Raw genomic sequence first — 24,990 nt, 5'->3', positions numbered from 1 at the left:
TTGGCCCATTTGCGACCGCTCGACTCGGCGAACTGTGTCATGCCGCTCGGCGATCCAGCACAGCAACTGTTGCCGAAGTAACGTTGAAAGTTCCAGACGAGATCACGCCACATCGACAAGTCGATCCCTAACCGTGAAACCAGTCCCTGCAGGCTTGGTGGGACCTTGCGCCCCGCTCCCTCTTCGCTCTGCTTCGCGGTCCAACGGAGAAGTTTCGTGTAGTCTGTCAGGCTGATTCCCAAGAATCCTTTGTCGCTCGCCCGCACACCCTCGCGATTCAACTCCGCATCGCTGGAAAGTTTCGAACGATTCAGGGTCAATGGCGCCAGCCAACCGTCGCGACGAATGCGTTTGCCGGTCGGGTTCCTTTGTTTCGCTCGCTTCTTCTCACGCAGCTCATCGACTGGCATGGTGCGACGCTCTTTGCCGGCCTGTTCTGTGGTGACCGGAACCAGGTCAAAGGCGGCTGAATCGATCTGCTGACCTTGCTCTCCCTTGATCCGATCGTAGCCCGACGTGTGCACCGACTGGTCGGGCGATTCGGCCAGCGCGGCACGAACCGGATTGAGGTCCACGTACATTGCACACGCCAACAATCCGGCCTCATCGGTAATGCGTTGCAGCTTGAATCGGCCCTCCCAGAATCGACCGGTGCACTCGTCTTGCCGGTTGGCCATCCGCGCAATCGGCTCACTGAGGGAACGCATGAACCAGGAAATATCCGACAACCGACGACGTATTTCGGCGAGACGCTCGCGATCGGAGACCAGCATTTGTACATCGTTTTCGGTGGGCTCGCCCAAGTGTTCTTCGAGTCGACGTCCGGGGAAAACTTTCAGCCACCGGATGGCGACCTCTTGATCAGTCCAAGCGACAACGACGTCGGGCCGATTGCGGAGGATCAGATGCATGTGATTGGACATCACGGCATAGGAGAGCACATCGACGCCGAACACAGATGCCAGGGCTTCCATCCGCCGCCGAATCCACTCGCGTCTGAAGCCGTAATCCTTCCCAGTCGCCCGGTCGACGCCCGCTAAGAAAGCACGCCGGACACACCTCTGAACGGCATGGACAATCGACACTTCATCAACCGCAACCTGCTCTGAACGCAACGGACGTCCCATGGCATCTTCCTCCTCGCAACTGGATGGTGGTGCGATCATACCCCGCATCCGAAAAAAGTCAAATCAATGGTGGCTGGCACCATTCAGTGGAGAAGGGTTGAATGGTGGGTGGCACCATTTAAAGGAGAAGGGGTGGATGGTCGGTGGCACCATTTAGGTCATTTAGGTCGATTTGAATCAAAGGCGTTATTCGATCGCGGCCTGCATGAGCGCGAATAGACGATCGACTTCGGCTCGGGTTTCTTCGTCAAGGACCCACGCGACAGGTTGAATTTGATGCGCATTGCGGAACAGCCCCCGTTTACGCATCAAGTACTTTTCGATTGCCAAGAAACCGTCCAGGCCGGCTTGGATCTGCAACGCAACGATCGCGCCGATGGGTAGAGACAATGCGTACGTTCGTCGCTCGTCACCTGCTTGAAGTGCGTCCCAAAGCGCGACGATTCCGTCAAGCAAATCGGTACCAGGCATGGTCCCGACAATGCCGCGGCGATGACAATCGACCAGGTTGATCCCGCCGGAACCTTCAAAGATCCTGGCTTGACCATCGGTTGCGTCGCGAAGTTTCGAAAGATTGGGACCGAGCGGGCTGGCTTCGGGTTTGAAAAAGATCCGCTGACTGCCGAATCGGTTGAGCAGTTCGAGATACACGCCCAAGTCGATCGCTGCCCCCACGTATCCTGATGCGTCCTGAACCACCAGCGGAATGGAAACACTGCTGGCAATCGCAGAAAAATACTCGCATGTGGCCGTGGCTCCCAATGTCGTTGCAACCGGTGGGATCGCCATCACGGCAGAAGCGCCTAGATCCTCCGCATGTCGGGCGAAATCAACCGCACCAGTTGTGCTCTCGGCTCCGACGCTGATGACGGTGAATCCACGCCCACCCACCGCTTGGCACACTTGCCCGACAAGCTCACGTCGACCGCGGTCACCGAGCCGCAAGATCTCGCTGACCATCGCAACAACGACCCCATCGGCGCCCGTCTCAAACGCCCAGTCGATTTCGCGCAGAAGCGATTCGTGATCAATCCCGCCTTGATCGGTCAACGGCGTGTGCAGAACGGGTAATACTCCGTGCAAGAGCTGGCTCGTCGCTGAGGACGTCATGATTTACTCCGGTCATTGCGTCAATTGTCGTTTCCAAGAACTCTGCCAGCATAGGGTGCTTGCCAAACGGATTCGACATCGGTGTCTCTTTGAGAAGTCGTTGGCCTGTAAAACATCATTCAGGATCCATGGGAAACATGGGACGGCGACGATGCTTGTACGCCAATCGGCGTAGGTCCGCGCAGGTGGCCCCCCGCGTGTTGACTCGAATAAAAGACGCACACGCTTCGCGATAGGCTGCAATCGGTGCATTGACACCTTTGGCGACAAGAATTCGAAACTGCATCGGATCGACGCCACAGCCCCTGAGCTGCTGGAGACTGAACGGGACCATCCGCAGGGAAGTGAGCATGAGCGTCAATCCACGATCGGTTTCACAAACTGCCGTTCGCCCTTGATCGAATTCGGTGATGCCACCGTGCCGAGGCTCTGATTCGCAAAATCTGCCGTCACAGAGTGTGATCACCTTGACAGTCACGTCGATCGGATCGCCGTGTTGAGCGTCCGTTTTCCCGCCAACACGGAGCCGAACGGTCGATCCGACACCTGCTCGTTCACATAAAGCGACTGACTCCGGATCATACAGACAACCAAATGACGGTCCGATTTTCCGAGCAAAAATCGCCCCCAGCAAGTCCGTCCCATCGGCCGCTGATCCTCCGCCAACGTTGTCCCCCATGTCCAGCAGACAAACCCGGCGATCTGATTGTTCGCATTGACGGATCGCTTCGTCGACCGATGTGAATTCACTGCAAAACTGCCGTCTTGACCGCCAAATCGACGAAGCCAGTTCGTCCGCCAGCTGACTGGCGAGCCGCCTGCGTCCGTCGGTCACCGCAATCGTGGCAGCACCCATTTCTTGCACATCGGCGTAAGGAAAGCCGAGCAAGATACTGTTCGAAAGCACGCCTTGGATTTTCAATTGCTCGTTCGCGGCACGATACAGAGCATCCAGGGGTGGTTCTTCGGTGCATTGCTTTTCAATGCTGATCGCCATCGGTGGATAGCAAGCCGACATGACTGGCGTTATCTCACCGCGCAACGTTCGCAGGATCATATTGGCGGCTTCCAAACCTCGTTCACGTTGGTCCAAATGAGGATTGGTGCGGTAGGCGATCAATGCGGTGCAGCTCTCCACCATCTGCGGCGACAAATTTGCATGCGCGTCCAGCGTTCCGATGATCGGCATCTCGGGGCCGACCAGATGACGCAGCTCACTGAGCCAATGGCCGTCGGCGTCCGCGTGGTTCTCGCTAACCGTTGCGCCATGGGGGGCCACAAGGATTCCATCGAGCGGCCCGCTTTTGCGTACGCAGTCGAGCAGTTGGCTGACGAGCGAGTCAAACGCCTCAGCGCGGATCGTTCCCGATGGCAACGCTCGCGCGGCAAACAGCGGAACGGCTTCCGCTTCCCCCGCATTGACACTGGCATCGATACCGGCAAAGAAACCACCAACTTCGTGATGGGCATCCGCAAGTGCCGTGCGAATCGATTCGCCTGTCAGTAGCAGGTTCTGGTGAAACGATTCCAAGGTGGTTGGTTGAAACGAAAACGTGTTCGATTCGTGCAGTAGCGCGATAATGCCAATTCGCATCGGAAATCATAGATCAGGCAAGCCAAAGGTCGTCTCGGGTCGTTGGTTACATTACCATCGTCCGATCCTTCCCTGCTCGTTGCCCATAAAAAACGCAAGAATGGCCCCAGCACCCAATGAAATCTCGCTCTCGGACGTTCGCCGGCAAATGTATTCTGCCGTCATTTGTGATGCGTTGGACTCGATAGGGTACACCAATCAGTCGCCACGCACGCCACTGCGTCAACTTACATCCGGCGAAATGATTGTGGGCCGATGTCGCACCACCCTTTGGGCAGACATGTTCCATGAAGATCCTCAGCCGTACGAATTGGAACTGAAAGCCGTTGACAGTTGCGTGCTCGATGATGTGTTGATTGCTGCTGCCGGAGGATCGATGCGATCAGGAATCTGGGGCGAGCTGCTAACCGCCGCGGTACTCAATGGCGGCTGTGTTGGTGCCATCGTTGACGGCGCGATTCGTGACGTCGAAAAAATCCGACAGCTGGGCTTTCCTGTCATCGCTCGTGGCACGTGCGTGTACGACAGTAAGAATCGGCAACGCGTGGTTGATGTGGATGTTCCCGTGGAAATTGACTCCGTCGTGTTTTCTCCGGGCGACTTGGTGATTGCTGATGAAGATGGACTGGTCGTCGTGCCCCAGAAAGTTGAAGCGGAAGTGCTGTCTCTTGCGTGGAGGAAGGTTCACGATGAGAACAAAGTCAGAGCAGCGATAGCGGGAGGCATGAAGGCAACCGATGCCTTTGACAATTACGGCGTGCTATAAGAAAGCAAAAGGGACTGCCTTCGATCACAGGTGCGTAGATGTCTTGGTCAACTGCTGAACACCGTTTGAGGTGACGACGTAGTTTTCTTCGATCCGAATCCCCGCGCGCAACGATGCGTTGTAAAGCCCCGGCTCAACCGTGAACACATCGCCTTCGGCGAATCGATCGTCCCAACTCGGATTCAAGTGCGGAGCTTCGTGCGGGTACAAACCGACGCCATGTCCCAAGTGATGAAAGAACGCGTCGGGTTCGTATTCGTCCAGCAACGCTTTCGCTTGAACGAACAATTCTTTGCAAGACTCCCGCGGTTTCACAAACGCATTGACCAAATCAAACACGCCCATGATGACGTCTCTCGCCCTAAGTTGATCATCGGTTGGCTGTCCGTTGACGGCAAAGGTGCGACAGTTGTCGGCGTGGTAACCTCGGTAAGCCGGCCCCAGGTCCAAAATCATCAACTCGCCTGCTTGCGCGGGACGTCTGCGAGGCGGTCCGCCCGGTGAATTGCTTTGGTAATCGTTGCCAAGGGCTGTCAATGGTTCGCCGGCGGTCTGCACGGCGACGCTCTGAAGCTGACAAAAGACCTCCAGCTCGGAAATGCCCGGCCGAATGATCGATCGAGCCTTTTGATACATTGCGTCCGTGCAGTCGATCGCGTGCAGCATCATCCCAAGCTCGTCGGGTTCCTTTTTGCGTCGCAGGTTCCAGAGGGTCGAATCCAAATCGATCGGCTCGGAATCCAGACTCTGCCTGACGTGCTCCCCGCAGGATGAGAATTCTAGCGCCGTTCTCTTGTTTGATTTCTCTACCCGTTGCATCGCAGCGTTCAACTGATCTTGCCGCAACGTGCATCGCCATTGCGCATCGAAAACTCGAATTTCGTCTGCCGCATGATGCGGAGGCTCTTCGCCGGGTGCAATCAGCATGCAACCATCGTCAACATCGAGCACCACCACCGCCCTCAACAACGGGTGGGGACGAAAACCCGTCAGCCATTGGACATTCTCGGGCGCGACGAGAATCGCCCGATCCGCTTTGAGGTCGGACAGCGACTGGCGAAGTCTCTGTTGGCGAAAACGACAGGATTCGATCGACAATTGCGGCAATTCTTGCATCACGGTTTTCTCACCACGCGGTCCAGCCGCCATCGACGGTTAAATTCTGGCCGGTAATGTAGCTTCCCGCATCGCTGGCCAACAGCAGCAGGGCCCCCTTGAGTTCGTGCGGTAACCCCATTCGCCCCATCGGCGATTTTGCGTTCAGTCGCTCGACCAATGCCTGCGAGACACCGGGTCCTGGAAACGGCCCCGGGCTCAAGCAGTTGACGCGAACCTTGTCTTTTGCCCAATAGACGGCGAGGTGTCGGGTCATGTGAATGATCCCGCCTTTGAGCGTGTGGTACGAAACCGGACTTGCGGCGCAAATGCCCTCATAGGCATCGGGATAGGAACCGACTTGACCGTACATCGAGCCAATGTTCACGATGCAGCCCGACGCATTGCGATGGACGACATGATCGTGGAACTGCCGCGACAGTAGAAACCAACCGGTTGCGTTGGCGAGGACTTGTTGAAATTGGCCGGCGGAGACATCGGTCCAATCATGACCGTCCGCCGCGTGGCCGTTGTTGATCAGGATGTCGACCCCGCCCGCTTTCGTGACGGCGTCCTCGAAGCCACGACAGACCGACGCTTCGTCGAGTTGATCGAGTACAACAGCATGGTGTCGGCTGCCGTTGTGGGTGGGAAGCGTGGCCCGTGCCTCGACTGCCTTGCCCTCGTCTCGGCTGGCGACCACCACGTCGGCCCCCGCTTCCGCCAGCGCCGTCGCCATCGCGTTTCCGAGCCAACCGGAAGCGCCCGTGATGAGAGCCACCCGACCGGTCAGATCGAACAGTTGTTGAATCGTTGCATCATCCATACGATGATTCCGGTGAGCGTTGGTGTGCTTTGACGAGTGGCATGGGCATACGTGTTGGTGTTCAGGCTTTAGCCGCCCACCGTCGCTGCTTAGCAGCGACCGGGAATCGCCTAAAGGCTAAACACCAACGGTTGCTGAATCCCTTACACCGTTTCCGATCAGAAGGATCCCCCTACGTCCTAAGTGCGACAACGCACTAGGAAACCGTCTCCCAGGCGTCTGACTGTCTCGATCTCAGGATCGCCAGCGTTGAGCGCAGCGTGGCGACTCCTTCATCGAAGCAGCATAACGGTTCCGCATTTCCCTCAAGAAGATCTATAAATGCGTTTGCCTGAAGAATGTAGAAATCATCACGTTGATGGTCGAACGACTGCTGCAACATCCAATCGCCTCCGATTTCATTTGCCAAGCACCATCGATGTCCATTGAGTTCCCATCGAGCAGCGCCGTGCTGACACAAGACGGTAATGACGGATTCGTTCACAGGCTGATGTTGATTCGTCGTAAAACTCGCCATCACATCTCCGTGCCGAGAAAGAACATTGACGGTGTCTTCCACTTCGACCCCAGGGAGAACCTGGTGTGCAGCATCGACCACGACCTTTGTGGCCGGCCCGGCAATCCACTCCACCGCGTTCAGAAAATGCGGCAACATGTCCTGAATCAATCCGCCACCCTGCGCAGCATCGGCGTAGTAGATGTTGCGATAGGCAGGACGGTAAAACGGAAAGTGTTGTCCAGATTGAACTTGTACTTGCACGATTCGTCCCAGCTTTCCAGACCGGATCACTGCACGCATCTGCTGCAGCGCCGGAAGAGCGCGATAAACGAAGCCCACCGAGACGCGAGTTTCATGACGCTTGATGGAATCCGATAACTTGAAGACGCCATCGATGTTCAGGCTCAGCGGTTTCTCGATCAGCAGGTGAATTCCACGATCGGTGAGGTCTTGGGCTGTCGAAATGTGCCAGGGCGCCGGAGACGCGATGACGGCCGCGGAGAAACGCTCCGCAGCCAACGCCTGCTCCCAAGATTCGTATCCGTCGACAGCGTATCGCTCGGCCACTTCATTGCGTCGATCGCTCAACGGCTCGCAAAACGCCAGTTGGCAGCGCCCGGTCGACTGGAAGCAACGCAGGTGTCGCTCGCCGATGGATCCGACGCCGATGATCAGGAGACGAGGTTGGTCGGTCATGACTGCAGATGTGTATCCTTTCTGTCCTTCACGCTAGGCAAGAACCACCGCGTGGCCGCCTTTTCCTATAGTGTACGATACTCCGACCACACCTGCGCCAAGACCTAACATGATCACAGATATTCACAGCCATGCATGGCCATTTCCCGATGCGTTCAGCGAAGACTTCATTCGCCAAGCGTCTGCGGCGAAGGCCGGGGAGACCGTCGACCTGACGATTCGATTAGACGACTACCGCGATGCTGCGCCCCCAGGGACTCGCACCGTCGTCTTTGGTGGGAAGGCGCGATTGAGTGGTTTGTGGGTCGATGACAAGTATATCGCGGACTACGTCGCTCAAGATCCGCAGCGTCTTACCGGATACCTTTCCATCGATCCGACCCAAGCGGGATGGGAGGACGAAATGCGGCACGGTCACGAGCAACTGGGGCTTCGCGGTGTCAAGCTTCTGCCGATGTACGCGGGCTTCGGGGTCGACGATGATCGGCTGGAACCGCTCTGGAAATACGCCGAAGAAAAGCAGTTGCCGGTCTTACTCCACACCGGGACCACGTTTGTCCGCCAAGCACCGTTGAAGTACACGTTGCCCCGATTGATCGATCCGGTTGCGACGCGACACCCCGAGATCCGGTTCGTCCTGGCACACCTCAGCCATCCGTACGAGGGTGAGTGCGTGGCGACCATTCGAAAGCACCCCAATGTGTTTGCCGACATCAGTGCGTTGCACTACCGACCGTGGCAGCTGTACAACAGCCTGATGCTGGTCCAGGAGTATGGCGTTTGGAACAAGCTGTTGTTTGGCTCCGACTACCCGTTCACGACGGTCAATGAATCGATCACGGGATTGAGAAAACTGAACGAGATGGTGGCGGGAACGAATCTGCCGCAATTGAACGAACAGGAAATTGAGACTTTGATTTTCCGTGATGGATTCGAAATCCTTGGGATTTCCTAATTCGATTCTCAATCTTGAAAAAAATGATCACGGATCCCAAGATCAGCGCCGATGCTCCTGGAACGAATACAAGGCGTCTGCCCCTCACCGAGCGAGAGGCAGTGTTCATCGGGAATCAAAGGGGAATACCGATCCGCCCAACGCCGCACACTCATGATCGCTCTCCAGTTTCCACGACGACGGCCAACGAGTCGCCCTCATTGATTCTGGGGTACTCGCGCAGCACGACCACGATTCCGTCCTGTTCGGCGACCACCGCGTGCTTTCCACCTCCGAGCGGCGACTCGATCTCGGCAAGCAACTCGCCGCGCGAGACTCTCTGGCCGAGCTTTACTTTAAGCGTCAAGAACCCGCCGGTGGGCGCCGGATGGCTGACTTGCATGTGTCCCGAACCGGCGCGCCAGTCTTCCGCCACTTGCTGGTCTTCGCATGCCTGGATCGCTCCCGGCAGCATCTCTAAGTGCCGCATCACGTTGAGACATCCAACGAGAAGCGGGTGATCGTGGTCCGTTGAAGGGAACGCGCCGTTTGACAGTTCGGCACGCTCACGGTGAGCACCGAGATACTCGACGTAAATGGCGGGAATTCCGGCATCACGCGCCACCGAAAGCGACCGTCCTTGCAACTCCGCCGACGTGCCCCAGACGACCGGCAGGCCGAAGACGCACGCCATCTTTCGCTGCTGCTGCAGAATCGCTGCATTCGCGTGGAGCATGTAACCGGCCAGCGGCAAAACGCACAACTCCGTTCCTCCCGAATGCAAATCGATGTAGAAATCCGCATCGGCGATCTGACGACTCAACGCATCAGCGACTCGCTCGGTGACGGTTCCTTCTTGGCGTCCGGGAAAAGTGCGTGCAAGGTCCCGACCGTCATCGCCGACGCGGCGTCCGGCCCGGTACGCAGAGCGATTGACAATCGGAATCAGTGTCAACGTGCCGCGCAGCCCTCGCTTCAGTCTGTCATCCGAATCGAACCTGCGAATCAGTTCGCCCACGGCAAGCATCGGCAAATACTCATCGCCGTGTACCCCCGCAGTGATCAACAGATTTGGCCCGACACGACTGCCGCCAAAGCGACGAAATTCCAGCTGCATCGCTTCGTTCATGCTCACAACGGATCCGCTTCCTGTGGCGCATCGTCGGCTCGCATGTCCTTGAACCGGAACCCGCCGTCGACCGGCAGCACGGCTCCCGTGATGTAATCAGCGGCTTCGGAAACCAAAAACGCAGCGGCGCGACCGATATCCGACGGCGTGCCGATGCGTCCCCAAGGCAGGGTGGGACCTCGTGCTTCGATGACTTCCTTGGTGAATGTCTTTCGCTCGGTAGGTGTGTCGATCCAGCCGGGCGCAATCGCGTTGACGTTGATGCGATGCGGGAACAACTCCACCGCGATACTCCGAGTCAGCTGATTCAGGGCTGCCTTGGCCGATCCGTAGGGGCCATTGCGTTCAAACGGCATCTCGCCAACGACGCTGCTGATAAACAGGATCTTTCCCGAGATCTCACATTCCACCATGTGGCGTGCGACCGCTTGGCTGATGCGAAACCCCGATTTGAACGTCGCATCGATCACCTTATCGAATTCGTCAGTGGGAAACTCCAAAAAGCCGCATCGCTTCCCATAGGCCGGATTGCTGACCAAGATATCGATCGTGCCGGCAAGTTCGATCGCTTGACGAACCAGCGATTGGCAACCGGCTGCGGAGAAAACATCGGCTTCCACAGTCCAACAATTTCTTCCCAACGCACGAATTTCTGCGGCGGTCTTCGCGAGTTCTTTGCTGCCAGGTCGATCATTCAGAATCAGGTCGGCACCGGCATGAGCCAGCTCAAGTGCGCAGCCTTTTCCGATGCCGCAGCCTGCCCCGGTGACGAGCGCGCGATTTCCGTCCAGGCGAATCAGATCAAGCAAACTCATCGTATTTCCGAACTGGACTTTGGTTGACGGTCAAGTGCAAGCAGAGCACCCGCGGCACGAATCCGCGCATCGAGGTTTTCGTCGTCAAGCTGGCGGATCAGAAATGGGGCGGCGTTTGTCATCCCCGACTCGCCCGCGAAGACGGCTGCATAGGTTCGAATCGCGGAATCGGTTGACTGTAGGTTTCGCATCAAGACTTTCCGACTTTGCGGATCGCCCAGTGCAGCCAGCGCGTGCTCCAGGAATGCTTGGGTCAAAGCGTCGTTTTTCGCATCTTCGAGTCGGGAGCGGATCAGCACGCAGTCTTTCGGTTCGCCAATCCTGCCCAGAATCCAGGCGGCGAGTCGGAAGAGGGCAGGGTCCTTTTCATCGCGAAGTGTTTGCCGCAGAAACTCGAACGACTCCTCACGAACAGGCCCTTGATCGTATTTTGCCAGAGCGGCCGCGGCCATGATGCGCACCCGAATGTCACTGCTGTTGGCAAACGCCGTTTGCAATTCAGTGCCACCACCCGGCCAGCCGACTTTGTACAGACTTTCGGCAGCGTGCACGTGACCGTGGGGATCATTCTCTCGCAGGATTTCCAAGAGCAGCGTGCTTTTTTCCTGGTCTCCCGTGCGGGCCAATTCCCTCGCCAATCCACATCGCCGTTGATCGTCCGTTTCGGTCTCAAGTTTCGGCAAGAGGTGCGTGCGAACTTCCTGCCCCTGTTCGGCGAACGTCAGCGATTCGGCCGCATGCATCGCGGGCCAAAACTCTTGGCCGGTCAATCCTTGGCGAAGCACCGTCAAGCATTTTTGTCGTAAGGTCGGGGTCAATTCCCATGGCTGATCGGCTTTCGCGGTCGCCGATGCGGCGACAGCCAAGAGGACGGCTAGTAGTTTTCTAAGATTCATGCAACCGTTTTGTTTGCGAACAACTTACAAGCGACAAGCCCGACCGTCACACCCACGACCAACGCGGCGGGCGAAATCCATTGAAAACTGACGGGGTCGGGGGCCGCCTCCGAAACCTTTCCGAAAATCACACCCGAGAACGCGATCAAAACTGCCACGCTGACGCTTGCGATGGTCGCAATCCACACCCCTTTTGCATTCGCAAAGGGAACGAACAAGGCAAAGAAAAACAGCAGCGCAATGGGGACCGTCAACAAGTTCACCGTCTTGTTTGTCACCGCCATGAAATTCCCGGGGATGTAACCAATGAACGAACTGAGCGAGACGACGACGCCCCCGATGACGATCGCCAACACGCGAGCCATCCTCAATTGTTTTGCCTGCGTCTCCGGTTTGCGTCCAAATCGTTCTAGAAAATCCGTCATCACCACTGCCGTGATGGAGTTCACACCGGAGTCGATACTCGACATCGCAGCCGCAAAAAGTCCTGACACGACAAGACCGGTGACGACGGGCGGAAGGTGAGCGGCAATAAAATGTGGAAAAACGGTGTCCGCTTGTGCCTTCAACGTGCCTTCTTCGGGCAGCATCCCCGTGTTGGCGTGAAAGAAACCGAGCAACGCGATGCCGACGAGCCCCAGCGTTGCCCCGACGACAACGGAGACGATCAGCTGCATCCCCATTGCAAAGCGAGCGGACTTTGCATCCTCGGTCGCCATAAAACGCTGCACAGAAACCTGGTCTCCCATCGAAGTGCAGACCATCCAGAGAAAGACGGAGACAATCGATCCGACCACCGTCACCCGAGTCGCCGGATCAAAACTGAAGATCGGTTGGTGGTCCCAAATGTCGCTGGGCCATTGGGTAGGAAACCAGCTAAAACCGCCCATCTGCCAACTGACCGTTCCGATCACCAGCAACGCGCCACCGTAAAGCAAAACGGTCTGCATCAGGTCCGTGATCACGACCGCACGCAACCCTCCCAAAGACGTGTAGGTGACCGCAAAGATGCCCGTCACCAGAACAATCCAAGGCACCATTTCATCGCCGACACCGATCATGACCGCGATCGCCTTGGCCGTCAGAAACACCAGCAGCGACATCCAAACCAGTCGCAACGTCAGAAACAATATTCCACCAAGTAGTCGAACGCTCAACCCAAGCCGGTCTTCCAGCAACGCATACGCGCTGGTGACGCGTTGCCGCATGTAGACCGGCAAGATGACGAATCCCAAGACGAGATAGACAAACGGGTACGCAATGTAGTTGCTCAGGTAGATCGGCCCCTTGCCAAGGACCTCACCGGGAATCGCAAGGTAGCTGATCGTGCTCAACAACGTCGCAAACAACGACACGCCGATCAGAACGGGATTCATTTTTCCCGATCCGACGAAGTACTCGCTCGTGTCCTGCTGATTTCTGCTGAAGTACCATCCCAATCCGATCGTGGAAATGGCGTACAGAAACAGAATGATCCAGTCGATCAGCGTCATGGTGAAAAGGGCTGGTGCGTAGAAGTTCGCGCGGCGGGACCTTGGTGGGAAAGCACATCATACGCAGTTCGCAAAGCGTCTGTGACCTTTCACGCGATCCGGACGCGGCTAAACTTCTCTTTTTCACATCACCAACCATTGGAGCTGAATCAGCGATGAGCGCACAACAAAGAGCCGTCAAACTGGGAGTATCTCTGGAACCCCAAGAGCCTGGCTATCTGAATCTCTGTATTCGATCGGGTAATCAGCTGATCACGTCGGGACACGTCAGCGACATGAAAGGCGTGCTTGGGAAAGACTTGACGGTCGAACAAGGCTACGAAGCGGCGAAGGACTGCATGAAGAAAATCCTGCGTAGCGTCCATGCCGTACACGGCACACTCGACAATCTCCGCGTCATCAAGCTGCTCGGAATGGTCTACTCGGCCCCTGATTTCACCGACCAGCACCTGGTCATCAACGGCGCATCGGACCTGATCCATGAAATCTACGGAAAGGACGCTGACGGGTATCACGCACGCAGCGCCGTCGGTTTTGTCGCATTACCGACAGGCGTCGCGGTAGAGGTCGAAGCGATCTTTGAAATCAAGGAATGACTCGGCGATTCTGCGCCGGGCCTTCGGCCGCGGTCACTCAAGGACGGCCGGCTGCAGGTCGATGCCATGCTGCGAAAGGTAACGCGGACTACGCTCACCGCGCGTGTACCGCCAAACCTCACGGTCTTGGTGTTGAAGAACGAGGGTGGTGTAGCTGTGACGGCCGGCCAGAAAAAACCACTTCCGTCCGGAATCGGTGTTGCGGCTTTCAAGCAGCAGGATGACTTCCGGATCGGTCCCCATCACAAACGCAAACAGAGCACCGTCCATTTCCGCGTCGTCATGCGATGAATAACGATAGAGCGGAGCAGTCATCAATCGCAACATTCGCTTCTCCTCTCCATCGCTACCTCCAAGCTCCGCGGTAAACTGCCGAGCAAGGGAACGCATTTGAGACAGACGTCGTGCTGGTGAACTCGCAACGGTTGGTGAATTGGGAACCATCTGCCACTCCTCGTTCGACACCGGCGGGGCGTTCCAAAACGGCTGTTGGTTGTATTCGGCCACCAAGGGTGCCAGGGCAAAGGAATTGAACGCGTGCGCGACCCTACGCTGATTGTTATCGACGGGATAAGAAAAAATGGACGCGATCGCTAAAGCCCTGCCATCGCGCGTCCACACAAAACACTCTCCGTGGGTCGTTGATCGCAGCGGGTTTTGCCAGCGTAACACCGGAGTGGGAACCAAGGTCAAGGTTTCGTCGCCTGGATCCGTCAGTCGCAACTCATAGCTCTTCGCTTGCTTCAGGTAGTAGGCCGACCATTTGTCAATCTGTTCCTTTTTCAATGCGTCGTCACCGTCAACCGACACGGGAATCAACGCGACCCAAACAACGATCCAATACACGCGACAAACGTCAAACATTTCAACTCCTCTTCTGACAGAAAGTAGACATGGCGTCGAATTTTATCAGAACGCGAGTCTCAGTGAGAGCATTACTGCCAACTTCATCCCCCAAACCGTAATTTTTTCCGCACGCGACGTCGAGGCGTTTCACAGCGGACGGGAGGTACAGATCACAACTGTGGCATGCATCATCCATCGATTCGGTTGACTGCACCTCGTTGGGTCAACGATCGTCTAAAATGCTGAGGTCCGTCTTGTCGACGCGAATTTTGGGTGATGGAACAACGGGTCTTTTGAGGAGGGCCATCATGCATTGGCACATCCGACTTCAGAAAGTCGGGCAACGTTGGAAATCCCGGCAATTCCCGCCCACACGCCGTTGCGCTCATTCCGCGACAACTGCCGGTGGAGGGTGGATCGCCGGCAGCTTTCTTGCTGCCAGCCTGCTATTCATCGTCGGTTGTCACCGCGACACAAAGGTGCCGAGCCCGCAAGCGACCGCGGTCGAGCAAAGGCCTCCGGACAAGGAGACGGCCGAGCCCGCGTCGCGCGGACTGTTGGCTCCGTTGGAAGACGGTTTTTTGGGTTGCCCGATGTTGTCCTCAAACAAGATGGAGGCGTTTATCGCAGAGGTAAACGAACGTGATGTTCGCAAACTCAAACTGAAACCGTATTCGGGGTCTGGTGTAACCGGCAAACTCTCGATCAGCGACCAGTTGTCGGTGTTACCGAAAATCCTACGCAGTTGCCCTCAACTTGAAGCACTCACCTTGAGCAGCTGGACGCTACGGCTTGGCGACCTCGCAGTGGCCACACAATCCGAGAACCTGCAAGAGCTGTCCGTAATCTCATGTATCGTCGTCGACGGCCCTGTGCAAGAAGTGCACGCAGACCCATCCAACCTTCGAAAACTAAGATTGACGAATTGTCTAGGCGGGCGGGAGAACGCGACGAATGCCGGTGAAATCAATGTCGGTTGGGTCGAAACGATTGACGAACAATGGGCGAAGTTGCTTGCCTGGACGCCAAACCTCGAAGAGTTGAGTGTATCGGGGAGTTTCCGAAAGGAAGGCTCCCTTACTGGTAAGGACTGGCCGCTGGGGTCGCTTGTAAACCTGCGAAGCGTTTCTCTGCAAGACTACCTCCAAGATTCATTGGTTGACAGACTACTGAGCGAAGTGCCCAACCTCGAATCATTGAGCTTGTACGGCGATCAACTTACCGGCGAAGCTTGGTTGCCGAACAAACTTTCCGCGATTCGCCATCTGGAGCTCTACAGATGCGAGGGTATCGCGATGGAGAGGTTGGACGACATCTTTCACTCAGCTCCGCAGCTCGAGTCGTTTCGGTTTAGTGGATGGCACGAACCATTCGACCTGAATTTTGATCTGTCGCAGGCCAACAACTTACGAGAATTGTCGATCACTGGCCCCCGTGAGAAGACTCAGCTCTCGCTTGAAGAGCTGCCTTCGTTACGAAAGTTAGAATCGTTGACACTGCGTGGACTGCCACCGAATGCGCTCGATGGCATAGATCTATCACACCTCAGCAACTTGCAGAGTCTCGACCTCTCCAGTTTCGGCGCAACCCAGAAAGTGCTTACCAAACTGCCCGCCTCTCTAGAATCGCTTCAGTTGTCAGGCTTCTCGAAAAGCAATCCGGATTCTGCGAACTCGGAAGCGACCTTTTCACATCTCAAAGCATTGAAATCCTTTTCGTTCTCCAGCGGTTCATTGGAAGATGAGCTGTTTGAATCGTTGCCGGCCAGCATTGAATCACTTTCATTTCATCATTGCACCGTTAGCAACAGCACCATCGCGACACTGTTGTCACGGCTTGATCGCCTGGAAACGCTCAGCCTGACTTGGGTCAATGGAGGACGTGGATATGAAAGCGACCCGGGGGTGGTCACCGGTGAAGGTTGGGACTTCGCTTGTGGCGACCGACTGCGAACGCTCGATCTCAGCAAGTGCTTCTATCTGAAAGACGAACTGATCTCTCAGATCGCGGCGCAACTTACAGGACTGGAGTCACTGAAGTTGGCCGAGCAACGTCACCTCACGGGCAGGAATTGGCAGCTAGACCGTTTGCCGAAGCTTCGAAGTTTGGATCTACGAGAGCTGCCAAACCTGACCAACGGCACCGTCAATCAACTGCCCGTGTCGCTTGAATCGTTGCGAACGGAAAATTGCGAAAACCTGACCGGCGAACGATGGCAACTCGACCGGCTCAGCATGTTGAATGAATTGCGGTTGGCGGATTGCGATTCGTTGCGTTCCTTGGGCGAAAGGCTGCCTGCATCCCTCGTCACCCTGAACGTCTCGCATTGCCCACAGTTGCATTGTTCCAGCCTCGACTATTCATCGCTCGCACAGCTACAGCATTTTTCAATGACCGACTGCTACCAGTTTGACGTCAAGCGTTTATTCACGGAGTTGCCCCAGTATGCCAGTGCCCTTGGCACCCTGACGTTGACAGGGTGTGAATCACTCCAAGACGCCGACTGGGATATGTCTCCGCTGAACGAGACACTTCAGATTTTGACGTACGACGAAGCAGAGCCAGCCTACGTGGGTGGACTCGACAAAGCGTTGGGCGATCAGTTACGGGCACAATTGCCGGACTGCGTGATCGTATTGTAGCCAGATCAGACAGTGAGACTGAGCGGTGCCGGGTACCCAGACCCAGCCGTCTTGCGTGTCTGCCCAGTAACCCGGAACCCACTGCATCTTGGGCGGCGCGAATCGCCACGTCCCAGAAACCCAGCAGAGGTTCTCCTGGTCCTCGACTCCCCAGTAACCGGGAATCCATACCGGCTCACGGCAAGCGCCCAGCAGCACCATTGCCCCGACGTCGCGAATTTGTCGCCGCAACCGTGCGGGCTCGGACACATGGCATAATTGGTGCCGTAGTCATGGCGACCGAATGCCGGCTGCGGTCATCGCCACCGTGGATGCGTCCGGCGACGTGCGTCGTGGGTCACACTGTCAGCTATCGCCAGCTTCAAAATCAGGCTGGCCGTAGGTCGTCGTCGTCCAGCGGCACAAGACGTCTTGATCTCACTCGGCCCTTCGCAGACGCCACAGCCCTTCGACTCCCAAGCCGAGATCGCCCTGAGTTCACGGTTGTCTTTCTTTCATTGAAGAACAATCAGCTCGACCCCAATGGGCGGTGCAACTTCGCGCATTGGTCGGAACACCGATGCAAGCGCTGAACTGTTTTGAACCGTCCCGATTCCGACCCGGAGACAGCAGTGAAACTATAGATAGGCGGTTCAGACCGCTGTTGGCACTGGCTAATAGATCGCGAAATCTCGGACCGCTCGTGCACTTCCTCTAAGAAATCCACCGTTTTGATGCCAAAGTGGACGGGCGCTGGGGACGATCCGCAGGTCCTGAGCCCGCGTCAATCCTTGCGGTCCATTCTTTTGAAGGCGCGCAAAATCGTTCAAGAAGCTCCCCGGGAACTTCCCTAAACTCATGACGTTGAAGGGCTACAAGTCAGCCCGTCTGTTGAAGTATTCGCTTCGAAATTCAGGGGGACAACCCAGATGCAAATCAATCCAGTCGCGATTCGCTGATTGGACCTGGACAACACACTCTTCTACAACACCAATAGGATAAGAATTCGATGAATCTTGAACTCAACAATAAAAAAGCACTGGTCACCGCATCAACAGGTGGAATCGGTCTGGCGATCGCAACTCGCCTGGCTGCCGAAGGGGCAACAACCATTGTCAACGGTCGCAGCGAAGCGAGCGTCGACACGGCGATTGGAAAAATTCGCGAGAGTCAGCCGAAGGCCGACCTGATCGGGCTGGTTTCCGACAATGGGACGGCCGAAGGCGTCGCACGAACCATCGCCGAACATCCGCAGATCGATATCCTGGTCAACAATCTGGGCATTTTTGAAGCGGTCGATTTCTTCGACCTGACGGACGAAGCGTGGAAGCACATCTTTGACATCAACGTGATGAGCGGTGTGCGTCTTGCACGGCATTATCTGAAGGAAATGCTGGAGCAAAACACCGGACGCATCATCTTCATCAGCAGCGAATCCGGCGTGGTGCCCGCTCCTGAAATGCCTCACTACGCGATGACGAAGACAGCACAACTTGCCGTCTCACGTAGTCTGGCTCAGTTGACCAAGGGAAGCTCCGTTACGGTGAACACCGTTATGCCTGGATCGACGTTAACGCCAGGCGTGAAGGAATTTGTCAGCAACCTTTTCCCGGACGAGCCCTACGATTCGGCTGAGAAACGATTCATGGCAGACAATCGGCCGACCTCGTTGATTCAAAGATTGATAGAACCGGAAGAGATTGCCAACATGGTTGCGTTTGTTGCCAGCCCACTCGCATCGGCTATCAACGGAGCACCAATACGAGTCGACGGAGGACTCATTCCGACGATTGCTTAACGGTGTCGGAAAAGAAACGCTAAGGTGAAGCGGGCGAAAAGAGCGTTTTGAGCTTGACCCGCATTCAAGCGACCGGAGCGACAGATTCGCAAATGCTCCTTCGCTTGCTTGATCCTTTTGACGAATGAGTTGCCGAGGCAATCACGTCGTCGGACAGCAATGCCAGAAACCAAGGCATGATTTCGTTTTCTTGTCACGGATCAAGCTACTTAAGAGTGGCGACGAGATTTGAACACGCTAAGTGTTTCCGGAACAAGAACTTACAAAGCGCGAAGGTTGACGCGAGCAGAAAAGGGCATATGTTTGAACTGCCAAAATAGCTGACAAGAAATCGCGTAAACCATTGCAATTCAACGAAAAACAGCTCGCCGCAAATCATCGCGACGAGCTGTTTTAGTTTCCAAGTCGGGGCGACTAGATTCGAACTAGCGACCTCTACGTCCCGAACGACTTTAATTGACTTCCCTAAACAGCGGCTTTTGCAGGAAAAACACCGCTTCCTTCATGCTCACTACACTAACAAAGTGCAATGGTCATTGCAATCAACGGCGTTGATAGTGGTATTGGTTCCAACGAAGCTGGCCTCGATCGATGCGTTAATGGTATCCGTACCATTTATGAATTCGGTGAATCGCTTGAGCTTCAAATGCCTCCTCGCCAATTGCGGTCACACAAAGTCGCAACACAGAGTTTCTCCGGCGAGACGTATCGGGGCGTGGTGGATGCGGCCCAATGTTAGCCACGACTAACTTACGTGTCTCGTTCGATGCGTGCGATTCCCGCTCAGTCCCTCGCTTAGTGGGCTATCTCGGCTTCGTCCAATGCTGCGTTCCGGCCGTTCTTGCGCACGAGCTTTGCGGCACGACTGGTGATGACCGTCTCACGTCGAGTCCTATCAGCAGTCGTTCATGAGCCGCCGTGTTGCGTTTACGGCCGTTGCCGCCGTCGCACGAAATCCCTTCATTCGTATGCACGGTATCGCTGATACTCACTTGAAGCGGAAGTTGCCCTCCGTATCGCAATCCAGCCAATCGCCGCTCGGTGCGGTTCTTCCTCGCTGCAACTCGAATTCGCCGCCGCCTCGTTGTCCCTCTTGGTTGGTTCACTCGGTTCCATGCCGGAGCATCATCGCTAGACGTTGGCGTCGGGATAGTTGGCCGTGACTTCGTGTTCTAGATGGATAAGTCTTGGGTGATCGATCCTCGCCGCCGCAGTGTCCGAGCGAGTATCCGCGCAGCATCGTTTTTTCGGCGATCTGCCATCTATTCTGACACGCGTTGAATAGAGTTGGCGTCCGTACCGTCTACGCTTCGGGCTGCCTTGGCTTCGTGCCGCGTTATTCCGCCGCCGAGCGGCGTCGAGGTGCAACCGATCGACCTGCACCGACGTGGAAAAGGCCGATACCAAAAAAGGATTTGCCCTGATCGACTCACTTGAATGGGTGCCGGTCCTCGCTTCGGGCGTCGTCGCTGGTTCCGCTTCGGTGTTCGGTGGTTGGCCTTGTCTGTCTCGATGGGGTGAGCCTATCAGCCGGGACGCACCTTGACCGAGCTCGGTTGAATCTGCCAATCCGCCTCGGTCCGCTGCTGGGGGCCCATCTAGGGCGTTTTCTCGAGCCGCCGCGACGTTTTCCCGTGTTTTGCCGTGTCTCCGCTTCCAAAGTGGTTCGGTGACCGAACCGATTTTCCCATCGGCGAGGGACGCCTGCGGTGTGCCTCGCCCTCCCTGTGATCACTGGCCAGGACATCAGCCGCCGCTGGTCCCACTTGTGATCATGGGCGGAGTTGATGCTGGCCTGTACGCCCAGTCGTGCCCGCCGTCGTGCATCAGATCCGCACCGCGCTGGCATCGTTTCGAGCCGTTTCCAACGTGTCCCGATGGCCATGACGCCGGATTGACTGACGTGGGATGCGCCACCCGTGGCCGTCATATCTGCTCGGACCGGTCGTCGTTGGCCGTCTTCGCACACGCGAATCACTAGCGGCCGGAACGAACGCCGTTCTCGCCACAGCGATCTAATCAGCGAATTGCAGGGAATCTGTAGCACCTGTCCGGCCACCGGGCACATTCGGCGTTTCTGTGCCTCTCATTGGTGCAGGTCCACTGTTCCGTCGTCGATGCTTTCTGATTCGAAATCAACTGCAGCTACCGTGTGCGCCGCTACCTTGTGCGTGGATTTATCGCTGCTGGATGTGGCTTGGTTACCTCCTATCCGCCGCTAGCTTCATGCGGCCGCGCCTGACGCAGCAGAGGGAAAGCCAAATCTCAATTGAATTTCACCTGAGGAATGAATGCCGTATCAGCCGGAAATGCCAAACGCCAGAGATTGGCTTCATTCGATCAATGCACTTCCGAATTGGTTGAGACAATTGGCTTTCGCTAATCTCAGCCCGCTATTTTGGAAAACTGTGTCTTTATCGGGCGGGGAAACACAGCAACTCAATAGTCTCAGTAGCCTTCATTGTTGATCCAGTCATCGCCAACGACCCTCGCGGGTGTCAGTGCGTCCACGTCTTCCACGAGTTCATTCACTGCTAAGCTCAAAGCTGAAAAACTCTCACGGTCGAGTTCTTTATGTAGGACCTGAAGCCGAAGTGCAATATCGTTGAAGTCCTGTATGATCGACGCGATCTCAGATTTTGCCCGCCAAACGGGATACAGAGACTCTGGAACTTCCTCCCCGACGTTGTCGAAGTAGCGTTCCGGCAATTCAACACCCGCTGGGACGATTACCTGGCGAGTGCGCTGAGTCCAAACTTTCCTTTTGCAACCGGTTAAGTCACCGATCAATCGAGCTCGTGCCCCCGGATTTGGCAATGCATTGTCATATGCTGCACAAGCTTTGATCGCGGCCTCGATAGCGCTGATCAGATTCGCCTTGGCGTCGACAACTGCTTTTGCGTCGCGAGGGCTTGTCTGTTCGACGGAACGCGTTTCCACGCCGTGTTTCGAGATCGCATTTTTGACTGATTCAATGCCGCCGCGGACGATCGCCTCTTGCGCCCTTTTTCCAGGAACAGCATCGACCAGTTTCGCGGCCTTAGTTACGTCGAGAGTTCCACTTTCAACGGCGGATTTCAGTAGGTCGCATCCGTTCTCAGCTACCTTAGCTGCACGGTGGACCAGCGTGCCACTAACGCCAACAACAGCACCTGCCCGATCCCTCGCGCGTCCGGAGTTTGGTTGGACATCAATGCCGGCGTCCTGCGTCGTCTCACTGGACAATTCAGCGTTTGTTTCCGATGCGCCGGTTGTGGTACTGTTACCACAACCGGCGCGTCTCCGGCTTGTGTTTCCACGCTTACCGGCCTCTATTTGCCGCTCTTTTGCAAGGATGGCTTCAACCTTCACGATCTCAGCCGCAATCATTGACAATTGACTCTTGCTCAAATGTCGACGAATAAGATTCTTAATAAGGACGAATTCAACCGGATCAGGCACATCGTCTGAATTTAGTTGATTGAACTTTGGTTCGACCCCCACGTTCAAGCACGCACAAAGTCGGTTCCGGCCGTCCAGTACCTTGCCATCAAGCATGACGATCGGCTCTTTAAGCCCGTCCTGCGAGATCGACTCCTCTAGATCATTCATCTCATCCAGATCCATCATCGGGACCAGATTCGCCGCTGAGTGAATTTCGTAATTGCCAATCTTATTCATGCTCAGGACCTGCGATATATGAGTGTCGAAGTAGGCGAGATCGACCTGCTTTTTTTCAGCGTTGGTTCCATCGGTAGAGGCCGCCGTGCATTGGCCGGATGTTGTGGCCGCGTGAGCGTCCGGGAGCGTGGCAGTCGGTGGACATTGCGTCGTAATGTCGATTGGGCTTTGGGGCGAAAAACTGTCTTACCTTCAGTCGGTTTTGCCGCCCTCGTTGTCACGCTGATTTGGTTGTAATTTGTGGGTACAGACCGATGCGGCTGAACTGCTCTGCAATGATGCCGTGGGCCACCGGAGCGAACCCCGACCGGCAAAGAATCGCGTCGTGGATCGGCTGTACGGGCTCGTCTGCGTGCTGGCGTCGTAGGACTTCGCCACAGCCATCGATCATCAAGTGGGACTCCAGACGCTGGCACAGGCACGCTGTCGTCTCATGCCCGTTCCGTTTCGTATCCAAGACCCATTTGGCGATCGTGGGAAAGTCGCGTTGGACGATTTGGAATACTGGGCTGCGCAACGTCGCGTCGATCTGATCGAATAGCGGGATCAATGAGCCCCGTTTGAAAGATCTCTCGCTTTGGGTGCGAAGGTCGACCGGATGGATCTGTCCCTTCTGCGGACCTTTCTTTTTCCGCATTTCGACCCAGGCAGGTTCCGGTGAGCTTTGAATTGCTTCCCAGAAATACCGATATATCTCGCGGCGTTGGCATAGATCGATCCACTTTTGGACGTCCGCCGGCACGCTGCTCACCAAAAAACCTGCGACATATGATAGTAGGGGCGCCGATACCAGCTTGTGGATGATGCTATGGCTTAGCCGGCGGAACGTGGTTATGTCGTGGGCTGCTAGGAACCCTATGATCAGCGGTTGGGCCGCCGACACGTCAACGATCGACAGGTCTGCTGCCCGTTTGTATCTGAGGTACTTTCTCGCTACACGAGGTGTCTGTGTCAGGATCGAGTGGTATCGGCCATAGACGCACCGGATCGCAAAGCTGTACCCATGCGACCATCGGGAAAGATTCGCCGCCGACCACGGGCTTCGGGTTAGGGCCTTGTCTTTGTACGCGTCGTCCGACAGGCTGAAGTTCTCGAATTGACGAAAGAAGTGCATCCCTGTCGCGCCGAGATTCTCAGCGTTGGGCTCCATCGACTTGGCAAGCTTCTTTCTCGCCGGCTTAGTCACCAGTTCTCGGAGTTCAGTGTGCCCCGTCCGGTACTCGTCGGAGATCCTGTACGACTTCGGGAATACCGCTGTCCCTGGTCGCCCCGTGGAATACCGATCATTGGTTTCGATGATCCGGGCGGCGCGCATCGCAATGATGCGTGGCCGGTAATCCCCGCCGAGAAGTTGTCGGTTCGCCTCAGAGTGGATGTTGATCCAGTGCCCGTATTCTCGACGCTCCGGGGTCTGCTCGGTCAAACAGAGGAGGAACGACAGCCATACCGCCATCGCATCGGCTTCACCTTTTGATGTCGCCGGCAACTCGACTCCGGCGGGGATTGCCACCACCGGCCGTGTGTTGATTGACTTGGCTGATGAAGGCGATTGTTCGCGGCCACGAGGGGACTGATTTTGCGTGGCCGAGCGAACCGGGTGCGGACGGACATCCGAGCTAAACTCGGACGGCCGAATCGTGGTTGACTCGATATTGGTGTTTGATAGATTTGCTGTCGTGGTGGTCATTGCTACAGCCTTGGTCACCGCAGTCTGGCGGCGAATCCTTGGTAAGGGGGCATTTTTGTCATCGCGGTCAGAACTGATTTCTATGGTCGCAGCGGTCGGCACCGCAAAAGCCAATGAGCGGCGTCAGCAATCACTGACGCCGCTTTTTTGATGCACTGGTCTTACTCGTTGATCGCGTCGAGAAATCGCGTCAATTCCTGTCGACTGGTGACTGTGCGCCCACCGATCTTCAGAGTTAAGAGCTTCTTGCCCTTGAGGCCGCGGCTGGCCCAGCGGTGTAGCGTGCTGACATCTGGCCGATGGGGTAGCTCTTTGGCGGCCTGCGACATCGTGAGGATGTCCTCGCAAAGCAGGTTGGTGGCTTTCATTTGACCACCTGTAGATCAGGAGTAGTGATCGCCGCCGCTTGGTTGCGGCGCTGCCGCCGTTCCAAGATGGACGCCATCGGCTCGACGGCGAGTCCGAGTTCCGCCAACGTGGCGATGTGGAATCTTGCTTCGTCGACTTCCAATCGATTGAGTGCACCGAGCAGGCAGGCAAATGCAGCCGCTCGGCGGCTGTCCAGTTCATTAAGTCTCATGACGGGCTCCAGTTTTTTGGCGTGCCCGCTTGTGTTATGCGGACATCTGACCTAGGACCGGATGTTGCGTTTCGTTTGCGTTACGCAGCCCCATTGCGTCCGCTCTGGGTCGGCCGGATCGCGACGACGACATGAAAAAACCCCGTGTTTCCACGGGGCAAGAGTTTTTTTGGCGAGAGAAGCCAAATGTTGCGTTTGGACGCTAGCCCGGATATTGCATCC

General features: G+C 56.2%; 22 protein-coding genes. 6 read left to right on the top strand and 16 right to left on the bottom strand.

All coding sequences use genetic code 11. From position 1 onward, the window contains the following. The 3 genes from NZK35_RS07875 to NZK35_RS07865 all read right to left on the bottom strand — a co-directional run. On the bottom strand, positions 1-1,127 hold a 1,127-nt coding region (locus NZK35_RS07875), incomplete at its 3' end, for a transposase (protein ID WP_259631983.1). A gap of 186 nt (positions 1,128-1,313) precedes the next feature. Beyond that, entirely contained in the window at positions 1,314-2,237 is a 924-nt protein-coding gene (locus NZK35_RS07870) for a dihydrodipicolinate synthase family protein (protein ID WP_259631982.1), read from the bottom strand. A gap of 115 nt (positions 2,238-2,352) precedes the next feature. Next, on the bottom strand, positions 2,353-3,831 hold the full coding sequence (locus NZK35_RS07865) for a M81 family metallopeptidase (protein ID WP_259631981.1): 1,479 nt from the start codon (positions 3,829-3,831) through the stop codon (positions 2,353-2,355). Here NZK35_RS07865 and NZK35_RS07860 point away from each other — a divergent pair. Then, entirely contained in the window at positions 3,818-4,597 is a 780-nt protein-coding gene (locus NZK35_RS07860) for an RraA family protein (protein WP_323379620.1), read from the top strand. The two genes, NZK35_RS07865 and NZK35_RS07860, sit on opposite strands and share 14 nt — an antisense overlap. Positions 4,598-4,621: 24 nt before the next feature. Here the strand turns inward: NZK35_RS07860 and NZK35_RS07855 are convergent, their stop codons facing one another. From NZK35_RS07855 to NZK35_RS07845, 3 genes are all read right to left on the bottom strand, one after another. Continuing rightward, positions 4,622-5,713 carry a M24 family metallopeptidase gene (locus NZK35_RS07855; RefSeq protein WP_259631980.1) on the bottom strand — a complete coding sequence of 364 codons (1,092 nt, stop codon included), beginning with the start codon at positions 5,711-5,713 and terminating at the stop codon, positions 4,622-4,624. Between the two features lie 10 nt (positions 5,714-5,723). Next, positions 5,724-6,518 (bottom strand): SDR family NAD(P)-dependent oxidoreductase, encoded by a 795-nt coding sequence (locus tag NZK35_RS07850; RefSeq protein WP_259631979.1) that lies wholly within the window; start codon positions 6,516-6,518, stop codon positions 5,724-5,726. Positions 6,519-6,714: 196 nt separating this feature from the next. Continuing rightward, positions 6,715-7,713 carry a Gfo/Idh/MocA family protein gene (locus NZK35_RS07845; protein ID WP_259631978.1) on the bottom strand — a complete coding sequence of 333 codons (999 nt, stop codon included), beginning with the start codon at positions 7,711-7,713 and terminating at the stop codon, positions 6,715-6,717. A 109-nt stretch (positions 7,714-7,822) separates the two neighbouring features. On the opposite strand from NZK35_RS07845, the gene NZK35_RS07840 reads away from it, so the two are divergent. Beyond that, the gene (locus tag NZK35_RS07840; protein ID WP_259631977.1) at positions 7,823-8,668 is read left to right on the top strand and encodes an amidohydrolase family protein; all 846 of its coding nucleotides are present in this window, start codon (positions 7,823-7,825) and stop codon (positions 8,666-8,668) included. A 151-nt stretch (positions 8,669-8,819) separates the two neighbouring features. Here NZK35_RS07840 and NZK35_RS07835 read toward each other — a convergent pair whose 3' ends face one another. The 4 genes from NZK35_RS07835 to NZK35_RS07820 are packed head-to-tail and all read right to left on the bottom strand — an operon-like array spanning position 8,820 to position 12,980. Next, entirely contained in the window at positions 8,820-9,776 is a 957-nt protein-coding gene (locus NZK35_RS07835; protein WP_259631984.1) for a succinylglutamate desuccinylase/aspartoacylase family protein, read from the bottom strand. Between the two features lie 2 nt (positions 9,777-9,778). Beyond that, positions 9,779-10,591 carry an SDR family NAD(P)-dependent oxidoreductase gene (locus NZK35_RS07830; protein WP_259631976.1) on the bottom strand — a complete coding sequence of 271 codons (813 nt, stop codon included), beginning with the start codon at positions 10,589-10,591 and terminating at the stop codon, positions 9,779-9,781. Beyond that, positions 10,588-11,487: a HEAT repeat domain-containing protein gene (locus NZK35_RS07825; RefSeq protein WP_259631975.1), complete on the bottom strand. Its 900-nt coding sequence runs from the start codon at positions 11,485-11,487 to the stop codon at positions 10,588-10,590. Before NZK35_RS07825 ends, NZK35_RS07830 begins: the two co-directional genes overlap by 4 nt. Beyond that, positions 11,484-12,980 carry a sodium:solute symporter family transporter gene (locus tag NZK35_RS07820; protein ID WP_259631974.1) on the bottom strand — a complete coding sequence of 499 codons (1,497 nt, stop codon included), beginning with the start codon at positions 12,978-12,980 and terminating at the stop codon, positions 11,484-11,486. The genes NZK35_RS07825 and NZK35_RS07820 overlap by 4 nt, the downstream gene beginning before the upstream one ends. A 155-nt stretch (positions 12,981-13,135) precedes the next feature. On the opposite strand from NZK35_RS07820, the gene NZK35_RS07815 reads away from it, so the two are divergent. Then, complete coding sequence (locus NZK35_RS07815) at positions 13,136-13,576, top strand: RidA family protein (RefSeq protein ID WP_095740175.1); 441 nt, start codon at positions 13,136-13,138, stop codon at positions 13,574-13,576. 33 nt (positions 13,577-13,609) lie between these two features. On the opposite strand, the gene NZK35_RS07810 is transcribed toward NZK35_RS07815, so the two are convergent. After that, a complete protein-coding gene (locus tag NZK35_RS07810; RefSeq protein WP_259631973.1) occupies positions 13,610-14,440 on the bottom strand; it encodes a hypothetical protein in 831 nt (276 codons plus the stop codon). Between the two features lie 290 nt (positions 14,441-14,730). Here NZK35_RS07810 and NZK35_RS07805 point away from each other — a divergent pair, with 290 nt between their 5' ends. Continuing rightward, entirely contained in the window at positions 14,731-17,064 is a 2,334-nt protein-coding gene (locus NZK35_RS07805) for a protein phosphatase 1 regulatory subunit 42 (RefSeq protein ID WP_259631972.1), read from the top strand. Here the strand turns inward: NZK35_RS07805 and NZK35_RS34860 are convergent. Next, the gene (locus NZK35_RS34860) at positions 17,026-17,151 is read right to left on the bottom strand and encodes a hypothetical protein (RefSeq protein WP_407699775.1); all 126 of its coding nucleotides are present in this window, start codon (positions 17,149-17,151) and stop codon (positions 17,026-17,028) included. The two genes, NZK35_RS07805 and NZK35_RS34860, sit on opposite strands and share 39 nt — an antisense overlap. Positions 17,152-18,052: 901 nt before the next feature. On the opposite strand from NZK35_RS34860, the gene NZK35_RS07800 reads away from it, so the two are divergent. Continuing rightward, the gene (locus NZK35_RS07800; RefSeq protein WP_259631971.1) at positions 18,053-18,841 is read left to right on the top strand and encodes an SDR family NAD(P)-dependent oxidoreductase; all 789 of its coding nucleotides are present in this window, start codon (positions 18,053-18,055) and stop codon (positions 18,839-18,841) included. A 529-nt stretch (positions 18,842-19,370) separates the two neighbouring features. Continuing rightward, positions 19,371-19,580: a hypothetical protein gene (locus NZK35_RS07795; RefSeq protein ID WP_259631970.1), complete on the top strand. Its 210-nt coding sequence runs from the start codon at positions 19,371-19,373 to the stop codon at positions 19,578-19,580. A 1,709-nt stretch (positions 19,581-21,289) separates the two neighbouring features. Here NZK35_RS07795 and NZK35_RS07790 read toward each other — a convergent pair. From NZK35_RS07790 to NZK35_RS07775, 4 genes are all read right to left on the bottom strand, one after another. Then, positions 21,290-22,501, bottom strand: a complete 1,212-nt coding sequence (locus NZK35_RS07790; protein WP_259631969.1) for a ParB N-terminal domain-containing protein — start codon at positions 22,499-22,501, stop codon at positions 21,290-21,292. A gap of 217 nt (positions 22,502-22,718) precedes the next feature. Further along, positions 22,719-24,290 carry a hypothetical protein gene (locus NZK35_RS07785; RefSeq protein ID WP_259631968.1) on the bottom strand — a complete coding sequence of 524 codons (1,572 nt, stop codon included), beginning with the start codon at positions 24,288-24,290 and terminating at the stop codon, positions 22,719-22,721. 59 nt (positions 24,291-24,349) lie between these two features. Next, positions 24,350-24,556 carry a DUF1580 domain-containing protein gene (locus tag NZK35_RS07780; RefSeq protein WP_259631967.1) on the bottom strand — a complete coding sequence of 69 codons (207 nt, stop codon included), beginning with the start codon at positions 24,554-24,556 and terminating at the stop codon, positions 24,350-24,352. After that, entirely contained in the window at positions 24,553-24,768 is a 216-nt protein-coding gene (locus NZK35_RS07775; protein WP_259631966.1) for a hypothetical protein, read from the bottom strand. Before NZK35_RS07775 ends, NZK35_RS07780 begins: the two co-directional genes overlap by 4 nt. Positions 24,769-24,990 lie beyond the last annotated feature (222 nt).

Source organism: Stieleria sedimenti, from assembly GCF_025060895.1.
GTDB lineage: Bacteria > Planctomycetota > Planctomycetia > Pirellulales > Pirellulaceae > Stieleria > Stieleria sedimenti.
The sequence above is the reverse complement of the archived record's forward strand: the minus strand, read 5'-3'. Positions and strand labels throughout refer to the sequence as shown.

Bases quoted from the DNA above. Each gene is read 5' to 3' on its own strand.
- NZK35_RS07850 (WP_259631979.1), bottom strand. From the start codon at position 6,518: ATGGATGATGCAACGATTCAACAACTGTTCGATCTGACCGGTCGGGTG.
- NZK35_RS07825 (WP_259631975.1), bottom strand. From the start codon at position 11,487: ATGAATCTTAGAAAACTACTAGCCGTCCTCTTGGCTGTCGCCGCATCG.
- NZK35_RS07795 (WP_259631970.1), top strand. From the start codon at position 19,371: ATGGTCATTGCAATCAACGGCGTTGATAGTGGTATTGGTTCCAACGAA.
- NZK35_RS07790 (WP_259631969.1), bottom strand. From the start codon at position 22,501: ATGAATAAGATTGGCAATTACGAAATTCACTCAGCGGCGAATCTGGTC.
- NZK35_RS07815 (WP_095740175.1), top strand. From the start codon at position 13,136: ATGAGCGCACAACAAAGAGCCGTCAAACTGGGAGTATCTCTGGAACCC.
- NZK35_RS07805 (WP_259631972.1), top strand. From the start codon at position 14,731: ATGCATTGGCACATCCGACTTCAGAAAGTCGGGCAACGTTGGAAATCC.
- NZK35_RS07865 (WP_259631981.1), bottom strand. From the start codon at position 3,831: ATGCGAATTGGCATTATCGCGCTACTGCACGAATCGAACACGTTTTCG.
- NZK35_RS07860 (WP_323379620.1), top strand. From the start codon at position 3,818: ATGCCAATTCGCATCGGAAATCATAGATCAGGCAAGCCAAAGGTCGTC.
- NZK35_RS07845 (WP_259631978.1), bottom strand. From the start codon at position 7,713: ATGACCGACCAACCTCGTCTCCTGATCATCGGCGTCGGATCCATCGGC.
- NZK35_RS07780 (WP_259631967.1), bottom strand. From the start codon at position 24,556: ATGAAAGCCACCAACCTGCTTTGCGAGGACATCCTCACGATGTCGCAG.
- NZK35_RS07830 (WP_259631976.1), bottom strand. From the start codon at position 10,591: ATGAGTTTGCTTGATCTGATTCGCCTGGACGGAAATCGCGCGCTCGTC.
- NZK35_RS07810 (WP_259631973.1), bottom strand. From the start codon at position 14,440: ATGTTTGACGTTTGTCGCGTGTATTGGATCGTTGTTTGGGTCGCGTTG.
- NZK35_RS07775 (WP_259631966.1), bottom strand. From the start codon at position 24,768: ATGAGACTTAATGAACTGGACAGCCGCCGAGCGGCTGCATTTGCCTGC.
- NZK35_RS07800 (WP_259631971.1), top strand. From the start codon at position 18,053: ATGAATCTTGAACTCAACAATAAAAAAGCACTGGTCACCGCATCAACA.
- NZK35_RS34860 (WP_407699775.1), bottom strand. From the start codon at position 17,151: ATGCAGTGGGTTCCGGGTTACTGGGCAGACACGCAAGACGGCTGGGTC.
- NZK35_RS07870 (WP_259631982.1), bottom strand. From the start codon at position 2,237: ATGACGTCCTCAGCGACGAGCCAGCTCTTGCACGGAGTATTACCCGTT.
- NZK35_RS07855 (WP_259631980.1), bottom strand. From the start codon at position 5,713: ATGCAAGAATTGCCGCAATTGTCGATCGAATCCTGTCGTTTTCGCCAA.
- NZK35_RS07820 (WP_259631974.1), bottom strand. From the start codon at position 12,980: ATGACGCTGATCGACTGGATCATTCTGTTTCTGTACGCCATTTCCACG.
- NZK35_RS07835 (WP_259631984.1), bottom strand. From the start codon at position 9,776: ATGAACGAAGCGATGCAGCTGGAATTTCGTCGCTTTGGCGGCAGTCGT.
- NZK35_RS07840 (WP_259631977.1), top strand. From the start codon at position 7,823: ATGATCACAGATATTCACAGCCATGCATGGCCATTTCCCGATGCGTTC.